16 protein-coding genes are annotated in these 15706 nt (G+C 33.1%); 10 read left to right on the top strand and 6 right to left on the bottom strand.

The annotated features are described in order from the left end of the window. Positions 1 to 12 precede the first annotated feature (12 nt). Positions 13 to 378 carry a hypothetical protein gene (locus ACKI3Q_RS08755; protein ID WP_407416215.1) on the bottom strand — a complete coding sequence of 122 codons (366 nt, stop codon included), beginning with the start codon at positions 376 to 378 and terminating at the stop codon, positions 13 to 15. A 661-nt stretch (positions 379 to 1039) separates the two neighbouring features. Between ACKI3Q_RS08755 and ACKI3Q_RS08750 the strand changes: the two genes are divergently transcribed. Then, complete coding sequence (locus ACKI3Q_RS08750; protein ID WP_407416214.1) at positions 1040 to 1402, top strand: RNA-guided endonuclease TnpB family protein; 363 nt, start codon at positions 1040 to 1042, stop codon at positions 1400 to 1402. Positions 1403 to 1517: 115 nt separating this feature from the next. Here ACKI3Q_RS08750 and ACKI3Q_RS08745 read toward each other — a convergent pair whose 3' ends face one another. Beyond that, the gene (locus ACKI3Q_RS08745) at positions 1518 to 2582 is read right to left on the bottom strand and encodes a hypothetical protein (protein WP_407416213.1); all 1065 of its coding nucleotides are present in this window, start codon (positions 2580 to 2582) and stop codon (positions 1518 to 1520) included. A 452-nt stretch (positions 2583 to 3034) separates the two neighbouring features. Here ACKI3Q_RS08745 and ACKI3Q_RS08740 point away from each other — a divergent pair, with 452 nt between their 5' ends. After that, positions 3035 to 3688 carry an energy-coupling factor ABC transporter permease gene (locus ACKI3Q_RS08740; protein WP_407416212.1) on the top strand — a complete coding sequence of 218 codons (654 nt, stop codon included), beginning with the start codon at positions 3035 to 3037 and terminating at the stop codon, positions 3686 to 3688. A gap of 141 nt (positions 3689 to 3829) precedes the next feature. Continuing rightward, entirely contained in the window at positions 3830 to 4390 is a 561-nt protein-coding gene (locus tag ACKI3Q_RS08735) for a hypothetical protein (RefSeq protein ID WP_407416211.1), read from the top strand. Between the two features lie 24 nt (positions 4391 to 4414). Here ACKI3Q_RS08735 and ACKI3Q_RS08730 read toward each other — a convergent pair whose 3' ends face one another. Continuing rightward, positions 4415 to 5023, bottom strand: coding sequence for a hypothetical protein (locus ACKI3Q_RS08730; protein WP_407416210.1), 609 nt, complete (start codon positions 5021 to 5023; stop codon positions 4415 to 4417). A 188-nt stretch (positions 5024 to 5211) separates the two neighbouring features. On the opposite strand from ACKI3Q_RS08730, the gene ACKI3Q_RS08725 reads away from it, so the two are divergent. Together ACKI3Q_RS08725 and ACKI3Q_RS08720 are read left to right on the top strand one after the other, a co-directional pair. Beyond that, positions 5212 to 5754, top strand: a complete 543-nt coding sequence (locus ACKI3Q_RS08725; RefSeq protein ID WP_407416209.1) for a hypothetical protein — start codon at positions 5212 to 5214, stop codon at positions 5752 to 5754. A 43-nt stretch (positions 5755 to 5797) separates the two neighbouring features. Continuing rightward, complete coding sequence (locus ACKI3Q_RS08720) at positions 5798 to 6562, top strand: ion channel (RefSeq protein ID WP_407416208.1); 765 nt, start codon at positions 5798 to 5800, stop codon at positions 6560 to 6562. Between the two features lie 37 nt (positions 6563 to 6599). On the opposite strand, the gene ACKI3Q_RS08715 is transcribed toward ACKI3Q_RS08720, so the two are convergent. Continuing rightward, positions 6600 to 7679: a heparan-alpha-glucosaminide N-acetyltransferase domain-containing protein gene (locus ACKI3Q_RS08715; protein ID WP_407416207.1), complete on the bottom strand. Its 1080-nt coding sequence runs from the start codon at positions 7677 to 7679 to the stop codon at positions 6600 to 6602. Between the two features lie 453 nt (positions 7680 to 8132). Between ACKI3Q_RS08715 and ACKI3Q_RS08710 the strand changes: the two genes are divergently transcribed. Beyond that, on the top strand, positions 8133 to 8978 hold the full coding sequence (locus ACKI3Q_RS08710; protein ID WP_407416206.1) for a pyridoxamine kinase: 846 nt from the start codon (positions 8133 to 8135) through the stop codon (positions 8976 to 8978). A gap of 211 nt (positions 8979 to 9189) precedes the next feature. On the opposite strand, the gene ACKI3Q_RS08705 is transcribed toward ACKI3Q_RS08710, so the two are convergent. Next, positions 9190 to 10578, bottom strand: a complete 1389-nt coding sequence (locus tag ACKI3Q_RS08705) for an MFS transporter (protein ID WP_407416205.1) — start codon at positions 10576 to 10578, stop codon at positions 9190 to 9192. 164 nt (positions 10579 to 10742) lie between these two features. Here ACKI3Q_RS08705 and ACKI3Q_RS08700 point away from each other — a divergent pair, with 164 nt between their 5' ends. Together ACKI3Q_RS08700 and surE are read left to right on the top strand one after the other, a co-directional pair. Continuing rightward, positions 10743 to 11729 (top strand): SAP domain-containing protein, encoded by a 987-nt coding sequence (locus ACKI3Q_RS08700; RefSeq protein WP_407416204.1) that lies wholly within the window; start codon positions 10743 to 10745, stop codon positions 11727 to 11729. Between the two features lie 12 nt (positions 11730 to 11741). Further along, entirely contained in the window at positions 11742 to 12557 is an 816-nt protein-coding gene (surE, locus tag ACKI3Q_RS08695) for a 5'/3'-nucleotidase SurE (protein WP_407416203.1), read from the top strand. A 2-nt stretch (positions 12558 to 12559) separates the two neighbouring features. Here the strand turns inward: surE and ACKI3Q_RS08690 are convergent, their stop codons facing one another. Further along, positions 12560 to 13270: a ThiF family adenylyltransferase gene (locus tag ACKI3Q_RS08690; protein WP_407416202.1), complete on the bottom strand. Its 711-nt coding sequence runs from the start codon at positions 13268 to 13270 to the stop codon at positions 12560 to 12562. Positions 13271 to 13362: 92 nt separating this feature from the next. Between ACKI3Q_RS08690 and ACKI3Q_RS08685 the strand changes: the two genes are divergently transcribed. Together ACKI3Q_RS08685 and ACKI3Q_RS08680 are read left to right on the top strand one after the other, a co-directional pair. Then, complete coding sequence (locus tag ACKI3Q_RS08685) at positions 13363 to 14112, top strand: TatD family hydrolase (protein ID WP_407416201.1); 750 nt, start codon at positions 13363 to 13365, stop codon at positions 14110 to 14112. Positions 14113 to 14304: 192 nt separating this feature from the next. Further along, complete coding sequence (locus ACKI3Q_RS08680; RefSeq protein WP_407416200.1) at positions 14305 to 15417, top strand: aldo/keto reductase; 1113 nt, start codon at positions 14305 to 14307, stop codon at positions 15415 to 15417. Positions 15418 to 15706: the final 289 nt, after the last annotated feature.

The raw sequence follows: 15706 nt of genomic DNA, 5'->3' as shown, positions 1-15706 counted from the left end.
ATTTACTTCTCTTTAGAAATTTTGTATCGGCCAGTACTCGTCATCTGAGTCAAGACCTATTGGAAATTCACAACGCTGAAGCCACATTTCACTGTTGACACTTTCTATCACTTCTTTTTCAAAAGATTTTTCAAATATTTCTCTTGCATTTTCAACGATTTCACTTTTAATGGTCCAGTTGTCTTCAAAGACACTTGAAAATCCATCTATCAGATGCAACAATAATATTTGGTTTTTTCCTTCATATTCATAGACATCCAGTATTTTGAATTGTGAGTTGGGTGCTATCGTGTGCAGGCTCCAGTCGGTTTCTTTTTCATATTCGGACAGATTCTTAATGTGGTTTGAAAGTATTGCATATCTGTGGCTTGTTGTCATTCTTCCGATTTTCGGCGTTGAATCTACGAATGCCCTTTCCTGTATGATTTTGCCGGTAATGTATTTTTCTTCCTGTTTTCGGGTAAGATTTGTATCTCGGACAAAGAGTTTTGCATTGGAATATGTACTTTCATATACCTATATTCTGCGGTGTTTTGATTTATCATATATTTGCAAGAATACCTCGACCTCTTAGGTCGGGGATGAATTGCAAGGTAAGATGTACTTATTGATAAATGGTAGTTTGTTTCTTTTTATTTGATTTTTATTCTTGTTTTGATTCTTAAATGATATTTTTTTTAAGCGTGTATACTATTTTCTGAGGAGTGAAAGGGGATATTTTTTTTCAAGATATTATTTTGGGATATGATAATGATTTTTTATTATTTTGGTGGTTGTGTTATTTGTTTTATTAGTCGTCAAATGCTCTCTTACATTTCTTTATATATGGTGTTTTAATATTATATTATATAGTCTTATATTAAATTTGATTTCAATTTTTTTAGGTTTGAAATTAATTTATAAGATAAAAAATAATAGAATTAGGCATAAGATAAGTGATTTTTTGTGTACTCTGGGTTTAAGTTTGTTAACTCCGAAAATTATCAAAACAAAAATTCAACAGCAACCTCTACAATAAAACATTAAAAACTCTAGGAAAATGGGTAGAAAAAAACAAAACAAATTAAATGACATATACCATAAAATTAGCCACTACCTAGTTAAAAAATACGACATAATATGCATGGAAAACCTTGATATCAAAGAAATGTTCAAAAATAAAGATATAAGCTCTTCCCTACAAAAAATAGGATTGTACAAACTAGTAAACATGATAAAATACAAATGCAAGTGGTATGGTAAGAAACTTGTTCAAATAAGCAGATGGTTCCCATCAAGCAAAAATTGCAGCAAATGCGGATACTATTATAAAAATTTAAAGGACAACCAAAAAGAATGGATCTGCCCATCATGTAAAACAAAACATGACAGGGACGTAAATACGGCTAAAAAATATTCATAAAGAAGGTTTAAAAATCTTCCGGAATGATATGATGAACCTCAGGGACTGGGGGGATAGCACGGTAATTCTACTCTCGTGGGAGAGTACTGGCCCGTGAAGTAATAATCCACGACTTCTACAAGTCGTGGTAGTTCAACATTCCTTTTGATTCGTGTAGATTGTAGTCATATGGAGCTTCTTTCAGAAATTCCGTGTATATCCAGTCGATTTTATCTCGGTGTTCATAGAGACCATTGATTTCATCGCGCAATTCCATCAGTGCCAAGTCCAGCTTCTCATCAATCCAGTATGGGTCTTCAGGATTAATTGAAAGAGCTTTGTTGCCTGTTTTAAAGAGTTCGTTGATTAAATATCTGTCTTCTGTTACTTTGTAGTAAAGCAGGTTCAATAGAACACTATATTTGCTCTTTTCCCAGTCAGCTCCGTTCTTAAGAGCACTATTTTTTGAATCCAGATGCCCTTCCTTCAAATTCCTGTAGTGCACATGGTCAATTCTGAATTCTTCATTCAATAGCTTTGATGCAAATTCATCGCTCAAAGCGTATTTTTGCCCATGTGTCTGATTGTATTTCGGCAGACCCCTGTCGCTCCATCCGATTGCATATAGATTAAGTCTATGCCCCATATACTCTGCGAATTCATCGTTGAAACTCCAGTTCTTTGGCCTTTTAAATCGTATTGAAAATTTTTGAGTATTGAACTGGACTCTTGACAGGACCATCAGGTAGTCTTCGCCGCATCCCATTCTCCAGCCAAGTGATCCCATGCTCAGTTCGGGATAGACCAGCCATTCCGGTGCGGGAAATTTGTCCTCGTTCAATGTGGGATAGATTTTCTTTATGTTCGGATATTCATCAAAAAAGCTTATGATCTTTTCTTTCACGCTGCTTTCGCTTTTGATGAAAGTGAGTATACTTTTAGGTATGCTGTCGCCATATCCGTAAAATTCAAACAGAACTTCATTTTCGCTTTCATAGAATATTTCCAGTATTATATATCTGAATTTGTCTTTTTTTTCATCATATCCTGGAAGATAGTATCCCCATCTTTCGTTATGGATGTTTTTAAGTTCATCAAAATCGTGTATGTATTCAAACTTTTCATCCTTGCATTCTTCGGGGAAATTCGTTACGAATTCCTTGAACTCTTCAAGCATTGGAAATTCATTTTCACTGTTCATATTATATAATTGTTGTTACTATGTTATAAAGTTATGTATAAAAAATTATATTTTTTTCTTGTCCCATGTAGGTAGGCATCACTGCATTGGCTTGGTTATGATGGAATGTATTGTTTAGATTAATAACCGATTAAAAATAATATAATTTTCATGAGAGTATTATGAATTATTGTGTGTTTCTTTAAGAATATCTGTCTAAAAATCATGGGGTAATCTGATGAATATCTGTGTGAGAATCATGAAAAAATTATTGATAAAAAACAGCAGTAATTAAAGGTATTCTTCCAATTTTTAAAAATAAGTTCCTTTTTTTAATGCTGTGATAGAACGATTTCTAAAATTTATTGGAAGAACACAGATTATATCGTTTTTGATAGTATTTATTTGTTTTGACCAATTAAGCAATGTTTAATACATATTAGTTACATAATTGTTATATTGGAGGTATGTTAATGCATATTGTAGAAGGATTTTTGCCATTGTATTGGTGCATTATATGGTTTATTTTAGCATTGATATTTATTGTAATCGGAATTAGGCAGATGAGAACCGTTATAAGGGAAGTGCCGGAGTCCAAGAAAGTTTTGGGAATCAGTGCAGTATTGATGTTTGTCCTGCAGTTTTTTGGTGTCAGATTTGTTACCGGAACCACTTCAAGCGCACTTGGTAACGGATTTAGCGGATCAATATTTGGTCCGGCCATTACATCTGTAATTGCTGCTGTTATTCTCTTATTGCAGGCAGTACTTTTGGGATATGGTGGACTGACAACATTGGGAGCAAATATTTTCTCAATTGGTGTTGTAGGTCCCTTTGTAGCATATCTGGTATTCACGGCTTTAAGAAAACATAAGTTTTCACCGGTCATTGCCGTGGCGTTTGCATCATTTTTAAGCACTATCTGTTCACTCCTGACTACTGCAGTCCAGTTTGGCCTTGTATATGGAGACTTTTGGAAATTCATAATTCTGATGTTCATAAGTCAATTGCCACTTATCGTTGTAGATGTTTTGATAACTCTTGTTGTATTTGCATTTGTATATAATTCAATGAAGGATAATCCGATATTTTTCGACGATTTCAGCAAGTATTTAAAATTCAGATAATTTTTTTTTAATTCATTTTACAATTTCTTAATTTTTTTTAAGGAATTGTTTGATTAATTATTTAAAATTACTTAAATTAACAAAAAAATTTAATATGGATTAAAATAAGATATATTGATATAAATTTAAGGATTAGATATTATGGATAATGAGGAAGTTTTAGCTCGTTTTGGAATTTCTAAAGGATTGGCCTATGGGCTGCTCTTTCAAAGTATATTGGTAATATTGGCAGCTATAAACAGTTTATATGGTGTTATTGCAGTCTATAATGAATTTTCTCTTCCTGCTGCAACAAATTTCCTTTCACTTATAGTTTGTATCTGTCTTCTGGTTTATTCATTCTATGGATTCAATGCAGAAAGGAATCAGGAAGCTTTTTTCATCGCTGCAATAGTTTCATATATTGTTCTTATCATATTTGGTTTGCTTGCAAATACAATAAATTTAAAAAATCCTCTTGGAATGGTTGGGGTAGTGACATTAATCAGTACAATTTTCTTCCTGATGGAATACAGAAAAAATTACATGGTTGCAAACTTTGCGATACTGATAACTCTTGTTTCTTCTGTTGTCGTATTGGTATTCAATGTGATATGGGGAATGCCTTGGTTCGTTGCTCTTAAATATATTATCATTCCTTTTACTATTGGTTTAACTTACTTTGAAAGGACTCAAAGAGGCAAATACGATTTTAAAATCTAAAGCATCACCTTATTTATTTTTTTTTCATCGGTATTCGTAATCGACATCCAGGCCTTTAATCAGGCGTTTAATATTGTCTTTGTAGACCTCGTTTTCTGGATCGTAAACTAAAGCCTCATCATACATGGCCCTTGCCCTTATTCGCTGGTTTGTCTTGTGGAAAATCACTCCTGCCGCATTCAGGGCATATGCATAATCAATGTCTTTGTTTTCAAACATTGGCAGTGCTTCCATTAATTTTTCGTAAGCCAAGTCGTAATGTCTGTTGTCCTGAAGATACCATGCCCAGTCGGACAGGCATATTGCCTTGTTGTTTTTGACTATTTTGCTGTCTTTTAATCTCAATGATCTGTTATAGCAGTCGATTGATTCTTCAAATAGTGACGGGTCATCCAAGGCCAGGTTGTTCAGGATGATTCCTTTAATGTTCCAGTTTCTGCTGTTCTGACTTGAATCAAGGGCATCATTTATGGCTTCCAATGCTTCGTGATAAAGGCCTTTTTTGTTTAATTCAATGGCATCTTTTTGATAATCCGGTGGATTTTCATCTTCTTCATCATTTCTTCCATAGTTTTCGGCTCTTGTAAATCCATCTCCCCACCAGTCAGGATCTCCTATATTCCATTCATCCATTTGACCTTCTCCTTAATCTTGATATTATATTTGTCCTTAAACATATATATAGTATTGTGTATAAATTATTAATAAAAAGTGTTAACTTAATGATTTGGTCAGAAAAGTTTTCGAATGAATGATATGTGGCTTGAAAAGAAAAAATTAATATAAATGATTAAATAATTAATTATTTAAAGGTGTAGTTCATGAACTTTAAAAATATCTTATTGGTAATAGCAATAATAGTTGTTGTTATAGGTGCTTTTTCATTTCTGATGTCACATCAGGCATCACCTAAGACTGATTCAAAAATTACCATAGCAAGCGCTGCAAACTTAACTGAAGGAGATAACGTTTCATTTCAATTGACTGACGTGAACGGAACTCCAATTTCAAATCAAACTCTAAACGTTACAGTTTTCGAAAGCTCCGGTAAAACATTTCCAGTACTTTTGAGTACAGATGCCAACGGCAAGGCTGACTTTGAGGTTAATTCCACCATGGAAGGACAGTGTGTAGTCAAGGTAAAATTCGCAGGAAATGACAAATTTGACGGATGCAATGCGACCAAAAACATTGTAATCAACAAAAAGGTCGTTAAAATCAATACCAACTCGTCAAGCATTCTCCCGCAGAATTCCACCTATCAGAATCGAAGTGTTTATACTACAACTGACACAAACTCATACAGCGACGGTTACGGCAGCAGGTCAGACAGTGAAAACGTTATTACTGTTCAAGATTACTGACGAGAGGCAATTCAGGACAGATACTTTGGAGGAGTGAATATCTTTGAATAAGAAAGTCTTAAACATAACCAGAATCATATTGAGCTTTCTGGTTATTCTTGATATAATATTCATAACTTCCACTATAGCATTTGACATTTCTCCTGAACTCTATGAAAAGATTCTATTCTTTGATGTTGTAGTCTGTATAATCCTTCTTTTTGACTTTTTCAGAGGCTTGCTGAAGGCTGAGGATAAGGGCCAGTACATGAAAGAGAATTGGCTGGAGCTTATAGCTTCCATACCATTTGATATAGTATTTTCCTCATTAATCTTCGTCAGATACCTGAGGCTGCTTAGGGTTTTCAGAATACTTTTCCTGGTTGGAGAGTACTTCAATATAATAGGGGACTTTTTAAAGGACACTCATCTTGATGAAATCCTTGCTGTCCTGCTTCTGATTGTAATAGGATCCACATTGGGCCTTTACATGGTCGACCCTTCAATGAACAATCTCTTTGACAACCTCTGGTTTGTCGTTGTCAGCATAACTACGGTCGGATATGGGGATATCACTCCGAATTCAGTTCAGGGAAAGATTGTAAGTCTGATTCTTTTGATAATAGGTGTTTTCATATTCAGTGCAATTACCGGTGCAATGTCAACCTATTTCATGGACAGCATGCTTAAGGAGGGCAGCTATCACATCTATGAGGTAGGAAAAAAGGTTGACAACTTAAACGAACAGATTGCAAAAAACGAGCAGACTATCGATGAGCTGAAAACAGAAATCAGAGAGCTTAAGGAAATCATCGAGAAGAAAAACTGAACGTTACCTTTCTTATATTATTTTTTTTTAAGCATAATTAATGCAGAAAATGCCTTTTAACTTTCACGTATGCTTCACTCAATATAAATGAAGCAATTATAATCAATATTAAAACAGCAATTGCGATTCCCAAATTTGTTTCAATATGCAGGAATTGATTAATGTATGTTAAGAAAAGAATCAATGCCCACTGAATAATATATATGACCGTAACATTGCCGCTGGATTTTCTGATAAAATCTATAACTGCAGGTGATGATCTTTTAGCCACGAAATAGAACAGGGAACCGAAGAATAATGAGACTATTATTAGAATTACTATGTCAGGAAGGGATGCATGGAGATACATCAATTTTTCAGGAACGGTTCCTCCGGTAACTGAAAACATGCCTTCCAGTGTAATGAGGCCAACAACCAGCATTATGAAAGTCAAAGAATGGGTCGGTTTAATTATTCTTGTGTATAGCTCATCCTTGTCATTGCATCTTATTAAATTTTCTCCAAAAAGCATTCCGCAAACAGGAATGATGAACCAGTTTAGTATAGGAAAACAGCTGACAATATTCAGGCCCTGTGTTTCAATGAAGTGGCCTAAAAACTGGTTTAAGTACATATTGCTGAAAGTGAAATCTGAAAAATAGGTTGCAACCAAGGAAAATCCTATGCTTATTATGAATATTTTGATTGTTCTGACATTAAACCTTTTAAAGATTCCTATCAGTATAAAGCTCAATCCGGCGAACTGAAGAATGTCATTGGCTATGAATGATAATAAGGAATACTCCAGAGGTACGCCTGCAGCATAATTTGATAGGAAATACATTATATTTATAATCAGACCCAACAGAAGCAGCTTGATTCCACGAACAATGAATTCTCTTGGGGAATCATGTCGGGTATATGCCATTCCAATACCCATTGCAAACATGAATATCGGGGCTGAACACTGGGTCAGTATAAACATTATGTCGGTTGTTTTTCCATAATCCACATTGCCGAAACTGCAAAAGGCAAAATAATGTGTAACTATCATGAGCACGATTGCAAAAACTTTGGCAAAGTCCCATTCAATCTGTCTTCCTGTGTTTACTTTTTGAGCAGCGAAAAGTTTTCCCATAATATTCTATTATATAAATTTAACAATAAATAATTATTGGCAAAAAAAGACAGCCAAAAAAATAGTTTTTGATGGAAAATTTAAACTGTGTATATTAAGACACTTTCTTGATTGAAAAGAGCCGAAAATTAGATATCATGACATTGAGATTATTGCCTGATAATTTTAAATAGGGATTAAATCGCCATGTTTGAATTCAATTTGGAGAGTGATGAAAAGGATTTATACAATTTTTAGTTTTTATGGATGAAATAAATATAATTGATAGTATACTCAATGATGATTTTAGCATGAACAAAATATGAAAAATTTTAGAATATATTATATTAAAATAAATATTTTTTACAAATATTTTATTAAAAATGTACATTTTAATACTACAAATCTTTTTATAATACATATTATAAAATATTATAATGCATTTTATGAAAAAAAAAATATTAAGTTGAGAAAATGAGTGAAACGATAAAGATTTTAACTATACAGGATATTTCATGTTATGGACAGTGCTCAATAACAGTCGCATTACCTGTCGTATCAGCCTTTGGAATAGAAACTGCAATTCTTCCATCAGCTGTTTTATCTACACATACTTCAGGTTTTACAGATTTTACTGTTAGAGATTTGACAGAAGACCTTCCTGCAATCAAAAATCATTGGGAAAAGGAAGGAATATATTTTGATGCCATATATACAGGATTTATTGCATCAATGGAACAATTGGATTATATAAAAGACATCATTGATTCAAGATTAAAGCCTGATGGGCTGGTATTTGTTGACCCTGCTATGGCAGACAACGGTGAGTTCTATAATGGCTTTGACCAAGAGTTTGCAGATAAGATGTGTGAACTCTGTAAATTGGGAGATTATATTCTTCCAAACACAACTGAAGCCTGCTATCTATTACATAAAGAATGGAAAGAAGAATTTTCAAAAGACGAAATGCTGGAAATGGCAGAAGAACTTTCCAGATTCACTAAAAGATATGTAATCTTAAAAGGAGATACCCACAAGGAAAATGAAATGGGTATGATTGTCCTGGACAAAGCAGAATCTTCCTGTGAATTTGTTTATAATGAAAGGATTGATTATCTCTCCCATGGAACAGGGGATGTTTTCGCTTCAGCATTTGTCGGATCAACTATGGTTGGTAAATCACCTACCTCTGCAGCTAAAGTAGCTGGTGAATTTACCAAAAAAGCTATTGAAAAGACAATCGGTGATGAAAATCATAAATATGGAGTTAAATTTGAACAGGTAATTCCTGAATTATATGAATTGCTGGATTCATATTAATTCCAAAAACTTATTTTTTTTGATAAGAATCCCGTCTTCTAGGGATTCAAACCACATTATTATCTTTGCGATTTTGGAAAAATTTGATAAATCCAGGATAAAATGAGCATGAAAGGAAAAAGTGGTTAAATATTCCTCCTGTCGCTTCTTTTAATTCCTGTATGAATAGTAGGGGATCAATTAATATATTCATTATATGTACCTTATTTTGTCATTGATTCATTTTCATTGTTTCGATTTGTTCATCACGGCTTTTCAATTTCAATGAGAACAGAAATGCAATAAATGCAACGAATGCTGCAAATATTAAACTAATCTTATAGCCGATAATTCCGGCAAATGATGCTATTATTCCTCCAATAAGGGCTCCGCCTATTAACTGCCCTGCGCTTGATAACATGTTTACAATTGCCTGGCCTGCACCCCTTTCTTTAGGTTTTGCCTCACTCAAGACAATATATCTTAAAGGTGCACCGATGATTGTTACAAGGCCTACACCGATTAGACATCCAGCAGCAATAAATAAAATTAAATCATTTGGATAGATTGCTATGATAACCAAACCGAAAGTCAATATTAATGTTCCGATTGCCATGATCTTTCTTGACCCCACTGAATCAAGGATTTTACCGAGTATAGGTGCTGCAACGGCATTGGCTCCTAAAATTGGAATAAGCATCAGGCTTGCATATTGGTCATTCAAACCCATTGAGAGAATGACCAATGAGGGGATGAATATTGCTGATGAGTAGATAATTCCATAAGACATGGTTTCAATACATGCAATTCTTATTTCCCTGTTTTTCAACATGTGTATTGCTACAATAGATTCTTCTGCTCTTTTTTCCACTATAAAAAATATCGGTATTAGGATAATGAATCCTATTAAAAATGGAGCCACATTCAAGGATAACATGCTGCTTAGAAAATTGCTTGAATCAATCTGATTCAATCCATAGGACAGGAATACTGCAAGCAGACATAGTATTATGATTCCCAAATGGTCTATTTTAAGTTTTCTTGCATTTTCCAAATCCGGAAGGATATAGGATGCAAATATTATTAAAAATATGCTTATAGGGATATTAATTGTAAAACACCAGTTCCAGCCAAATGGGATTAAGGCCGCTCCAAGCAATGGCCCTCCAATTGCAGAAATTCCAAACACGCTTCCAAGAATTCCCAATGCTTTTCCTCTCTCTTCCAGAGGAAATGCATCTCCTATAAATGCTCCGCCTACAGGAAAAATTCCTCCACATCCGAAACCCTGAATTATTCTTCCTAAAAATATTGTTTCGATGTTCATGGAAAATGCAATTAAACATGATCCTATTCCAAATAATAATACGTCCAGAATAAAAATCCTTTTTCTTCCATAAAAGTCTGAAAATTTGGCCATTACTGGTGAACCAATCATGAAAGAGATTACAAAGAGTGTAAAAATCCAGCTTGATTCTCTGCTTGTCAGGTGGAAACTTTGCTCGATTGAAGGCAGTACAGGACCTATTATTCCTGTATCCAATGTCCCCATGAATACGCCTATTAAAAACAGAAGAAGTATTAAATTACGTGTTTTTCTATCTAAAGTTTTTTCTTGCATCTTTATGTTTACCCCAATTTTTAATGATTATCTTGAAAATATTTCATTTAAATTATTAATCATTATTATATTATTTAGATTTATAAAAAATAAATGTTTCATTTTTTAAACTGAAAAATTACCACTAAACTATAAAAAGAATAATTAATAAACTATTATTAATTATGTTTGATAATAGTCATTCTTTTGAAAAATTTTCCCTTGAATACCCAAATAAGGTACCTGAAGATTATAACATTTCAAAAATGCAGTTTACTTTTGATTTTATTTATCGTGTTTTAAAACTTGATGAAAGCATTGATGATGCCGTTAAAATAGTTTCTGATGATTATGGATTATCTGAAGAATATCTGATGGATTATATGCTTGAAGAAAGGTATATTTTAAATAAGATGAATAAAAATGAGTTTTCAAATCAGATTAAAAGATACAATACCAAAAGCCTGAAAAAGATTCTTAAAAAGCATGGTCTTAAGACATCAGGCAAAAGGGAAAAAATAGAAAAAAGGATAATTGACAATAAACTAATTGGAAACAGCTATTATCTGTCATCCAAATCTAAAATATTTTATAAGAATAAGAAAAGGAGAATTAAAATTTTTAACAAGTATTTATCCAGCTATTACTATTTCAGGGAATTCAATGAATTTTATATGGATAACTACAGAAAAAAAGAAGCCAATATACCAATTGAATTCATCAATCTTCATATTAATAAGGCAGTTGAAGAGAAAAGTCATAGAAGATATATATACAACAATCATTTTATGACAGAGCACTTCTACAAAAAAGGAAATTACAGAAAAATGCTTGAATATGCCCTTAAGAATTACTGCATGAATATAAATCCTATATGGAAAATTGATAAGTTAAACGAACATTTCGGGCTTTCTCGAGAAACCTATGACCACTTAACATTTCTGGAAGAGCAGATAAGCAGAAATTCCATTATCAATATGTATTATTGGATTTGGGATTCATTTGATTTTGACAAAATAATCGTATCAAAGTATGACGGCTACAGATATCTAAAAGACATTTTGAATTTAAAGGAGTATAGCAAAATCATTCATGATTTAAATAATCGCTTTTACTCCAATGAAGAGTTGAAAATTAAAAAGATTACACAGAAAACATTATTTGATTATTGAGGCTTGATATTTATGAACATATTAATATCTAATGATGATGGTGTTTTTGCGCCAGGGATTTTGGCTGCAAAACAGGCTGTTGAAGATTTAGCCAATGTTTATGTTGTGGCTCCCGATAAGAATAACAGTAGTGTTGGACGTCGTATAACTCTGTTTAAACACTTAAAACTAGAATCCTGTGAACTGGAAGATGGAAGTGAAGCATTTTCAGTTTCAGGCACTCCGGCAGATGCAGTTATTGTCGGTGTGGATTATGTAATGGATGAAAAACCTGATTTGGTCATAACGGGCATTAATCAGGGTGTTAATATCAGTTGCGATATAACGTCTTCAGGTACGGTTTGCGCTGCTTTAGAAGCAGTAAGCTTAGGTATTCCTGCTATTGCCACATCATTGTTTGTGGACCCTAAAACCTCTTTCAAACAGGATGAAAATGGGGAATGGTATGTGGATTTTGATTTTACCCTGGCAAAGAAAGTCCTTCATGATCTTGTTTTAAAAATAATGGATAAGGGATTTCCAAAGGGTGTTGATTTATTCAATCTAAATGTTCCATCAAATTATACTTCAGAGGAAGTTGAAATTACTCATCTCTCAGACATGATGCTTAAAAAAATGGTCATTGACAACACGGATAAGGAAAAGAAAGACCTGTTTAACTATTCATTGGATGATAATCAAAAAAGCGATGATTTGGTTATGATTACTTCGGATTTGGTTCAGGAATATGAGGAAGGCAGTGACGGATATGCTCTGCTGGTTGATAGATGTCCAAGCTTAACTCCGCTTAATGCTAACATGACCTATCAGGAATTGAAAGACTGGTAATTCTAATTGCTGATAATGTCTTTTATTACTTCGCTGGAAATTATCAGTCCCGCAACTGATGGCATAAAAGACATGGTGCCCTTTACTTTATATTTCTTATCCTGATTAATAGCATGGTCGTTTGTATTTATCGGATGCTCTTTGGAATAGACTACCTTTAATTTTTCAATATCTCTCTTTTTAAGGTCTTTTTTCATTATTCTGGCAAGTGGACATACTGAAGTCTCATAAATGTCAGCCACTTCAAACATTGTCGGGTCTTTTTTGTTTCCGGTACCCATTGAAGAGATTACAGGAATATTCATTGCATCACAGTTGCATATAATTGCAATCTTGGCCATTATTGTGTCAACGCAGTCAACAACATATGACAAATCTTCTGTAATGATGTCTGATTTTGAATCCGCCATATAAAACTCAGTATAAACTTCAACATTTGCATCCGGATTAATATCCAAAATTCTTTCCTTCATCAAATCGACTTTGTATTGTCCGACTGTTTTGGTTGTGGCAATTATCTGCCTGTTGATATTGCTTTCATCCACCTTGTCAAAATCAATCAGAATAAAATTGCCCACACCGCTTCTGGCAAGTCCTTCACAAACAAAGGAACCTACACCACCAATACCAAAAATTGCGACTTTAGCATCATTCAATTTATTTATTCCCTCTTCTCCAATCAACATCTCTGTTCTTGAAAACTTCTCATCCATAGTCGCTCACCAAAAAATATAATTTGATTTAATTAATTATATATTAATTAAAGCAATAAAAACTTAATGCAAAAATCTTTTGTGAGGATTTCATGATAATAGATACACATTGCCATATTTATAACAGCGAAATGGAAAATGCAGAAGAGATAATAAAGGAAGCTGCAAAAATGGATATGCACATAATATTGAATGGTACAGATTCCGTTAGCAATAAAGAAATATTGGAATTATCAGAAAAATATGAAAATGTCCATGCTGCTTTGGGATATTTCTATACTCTGGCTGATGAAATAACCGATGAAGACATTTCATTATTGGATAAGCAGCTTGAAAGTGATAAGGTGATTGCTGTAGGAGAAATCGGCATTGACTATTACCATGGAAAGGACAATAAGGATAGGCAGATGGAACTGTTTGAAAAGATGCTGGAGCTGGCCGAAAAACATAATCTGCCGGTGATAGTACATTCCAGAAAGGCCATTCAGGACACATTTGACATATTAAAAAAGCATGATGTTGTCGGATCTATGCATTCCTATAACGGTTCGGCGGAAATGGCTCAGGAATTCATTAAATTAGGTTTCTATATAGGAATAGGAGGACCAGTCACCCACAATAACAACAAAAAAATAAGAAAAATGCTAAAAAGAATAGATATTAATCACATACTTGTAGAAACCGATTCACCATATTTGCCTCCCGAAGAAAAAAGGGGAGAGAAAAACACGCCAATGAACCTGAAGTATATAACAGGAAAAATTGCAGAAGAAATGGATATGGATGAAGATAAAGTTATAGAAATAACTACAGAAAATGCACAAACACTTTTTAAAATATAGTTTCTGTTTTTCAAGCAAAAACATCACTTCATCAGCTGATATCAATTGCATATTATATTTTCATGCCCATTTTGTATGATGTTCATCATATATAATATTTTATACACAAATATATATTTAATTAAAAAAATTATTTCAAAAGGCAATATTTATTATGTTTGATTAATCAAAGTAATAATTAGAGGGATTAAAATGACACAAGCTACATTAGGTTTTGGTGCAATGAGACTTCCGCAGACAGATGACAGCAACCCTGCATCTATTGATATGGAAGAATTTACACGAATGGTTGTCTATTATATGGAACAGGGATTCAATTACTTTGATACTTCTTATGCTTATCATGGAGAAAAATCAGAAGGAGCTCTTAAAAAAGTATTGGTAGAAAGATATCCAAGAGAATCTTATCAGATAGCTAATAAAATACCTACCTGGCTTCTTAGGGATGAAAAAGACAATGATAAGCTTGTTGATGTAATGCTTGAAAGACTTGGAATTGAATACTTTGATGTTCTTTTCATACACAATATCAACAAGGCACTGATAAACTTGGCTGAAATGGCAAATAGTTTTGAATACATTAAAAAAGCAAAAGAAGAAGGAAAAGCCTTGAAGGTCGGAATAAGTTTCCATGAAAAAGAAGAACTCTTTGAAGAGGTTCTTGAAAAATATGGTGACGTTATTGATGTTGCACTGATTCAGCTTAATTTTATGGATTGGCATGACCAAAGAATTCAATCTAAAAAAATCCACAGTTTATGTGTCAAATACGGTATTGAAATTCAAGTAATGGAGCCAATCAAAGGTGGAACATTAATAAATGTTACTGACGATATTAAAAAACAATTTGAAGATTATTCAGATGATTCCATTGCAGATTTGGCTTTAAGATTTGCAGCATCACAGGAAAACGTTACCGTTGTTTTAAGTGGAATGAGCAATCTAGAACAGATGAAGGAAAACTGTGAAACTTTTAAAAACTTTGAAAAAATCACTCCCCAAGACCATAAATTTTTAATGAAAATGGCTCGTGAAATTAAAAAAACATTAGCTATTGATTGTAGTTTCTGTAATTATTGTCTGAAAGATTGTGAAATGAATATACCAATTCCGGATTTCTTTAATTTGTATAATAGTGAAAAACTATATCATTTGGAGTCCAATGTTGATTTATACAACACTTCTGCAAAAGTTTATGCTCCTGCATCCGCCTGCAGTGAATGCGGCAAATGTGTTGAAATATGTACACAGCAGTTGGATATTCCTGCATTATTAAAAGATGTTGCTGAATTATTTGGAAGATAGAGACATTATTCTGTGCATGAAATTCAATTGCCTTTGCATGATATGACTAGATTCATAATCGCACAAAAATAATATTGAGATTTTCATTATGGGTGGTGGATTAAAAGAAAAGTTTAATTCCATCCTTTTTCATATTTTTTCAAATAGTATTTTGTTTATTACTTTTTTTGTTCAAATCTCTTCTTAAATTTTGATTTTTTAAATAGTATTCTTATATTATATACTGAAATGAACATCCCTAAATTTTTAGTTTTTTCTTATTAAAATTACAACTTATTTGTAATAATTT

This window comes from Methanobrevibacter sp., from assembly GCF_045636185.1.
Classification (GTDB): Archaea; Methanobacteriota; Methanobacteria; order Methanobacteriales; family Methanobacteriaceae; genus Methanocatella.
This window is presented reverse-complemented; position numbering and strand designations above follow the sequence as displayed.

What these genes read in the sequence shown, in the direction of transcription:
- ACKI3Q_RS08700 (WP_407416204.1), top strand. Translation starts at nt 10,743, where the DNA reads ATGTTTGATAATAGTCATTCTTTTGAAAAATTTTCCCTTGAATACCCA.
- ACKI3Q_RS08690 (WP_407416202.1), bottom strand. Translation starts at nt 13,270, where the DNA reads ATGGATGAGAAGTTTTCAAGAACAGAGATGTTGATTGGAGAAGAGGGA.
- ACKI3Q_RS08750 (WP_407416214.1), top strand. Translation starts at nt 1,040, where the DNA reads ATGGGTAGAAAAAAACAAAACAAATTAAATGACATATACCATAAAATT.
- ACKI3Q_RS08755 (WP_407416215.1), bottom strand. Translation starts at nt 378, where the DNA reads ATGACAACAAGCCACAGATATGCAATACTTTCAAACCACATTAAGAAT.
- ACKI3Q_RS08735 (WP_407416211.1), top strand. Translation starts at nt 3,830, where the DNA reads ATGGATAATGAGGAAGTTTTAGCTCGTTTTGGAATTTCTAAAGGATTG.
- ACKI3Q_RS08710 (WP_407416206.1), top strand. Translation starts at nt 8,133, where the DNA reads ATGAGTGAAACGATAAAGATTTTAACTATACAGGATATTTCATGTTAT.
- ACKI3Q_RS08740 (WP_407416212.1), top strand. Translation starts at nt 3,035, where the DNA reads ATGCATATTGTAGAAGGATTTTTGCCATTGTATTGGTGCATTATATGG.
- surE (WP_407416203.1), top strand. Translation starts at nt 11,742, where the DNA reads ATGAACATATTAATATCTAATGATGATGGTGTTTTTGCGCCAGGGATT.
- ACKI3Q_RS08725 (WP_407416209.1), top strand. Translation starts at nt 5,212, where the DNA reads ATGAACTTTAAAAATATCTTATTGGTAATAGCAATAATAGTTGTTGTT.
- ACKI3Q_RS08745 (WP_407416213.1), bottom strand. Translation starts at nt 2,582, where the DNA reads ATGAACAGTGAAAATGAATTTCCAATGCTTGAAGAGTTCAAGGAATTC.
- ACKI3Q_RS08685 (WP_407416201.1), top strand. Translation starts at nt 13,363, where the DNA reads ATGATAATAGATACACATTGCCATATTTATAACAGCGAAATGGAAAAT.
- ACKI3Q_RS08715 (WP_407416207.1), bottom strand. Translation starts at nt 7,679, where the DNA reads ATGGGAAAACTTTTCGCTGCTCAAAAAGTAAACACAGGAAGACAGATT.
- ACKI3Q_RS08730 (WP_407416210.1), bottom strand. Translation starts at nt 5,023, where the DNA reads ATGGATGAATGGAATATAGGAGATCCTGACTGGTGGGGAGATGGATTT.
- ACKI3Q_RS08705 (WP_407416205.1), bottom strand. Translation starts at nt 10,578, where the DNA reads ATGCAAGAAAAAACTTTAGATAGAAAAACACGTAATTTAATACTTCTT.
- ACKI3Q_RS08680 (WP_407416200.1), top strand. Translation starts at nt 14,305, where the DNA reads ATGACACAAGCTACATTAGGTTTTGGTGCAATGAGACTTCCGCAGACA.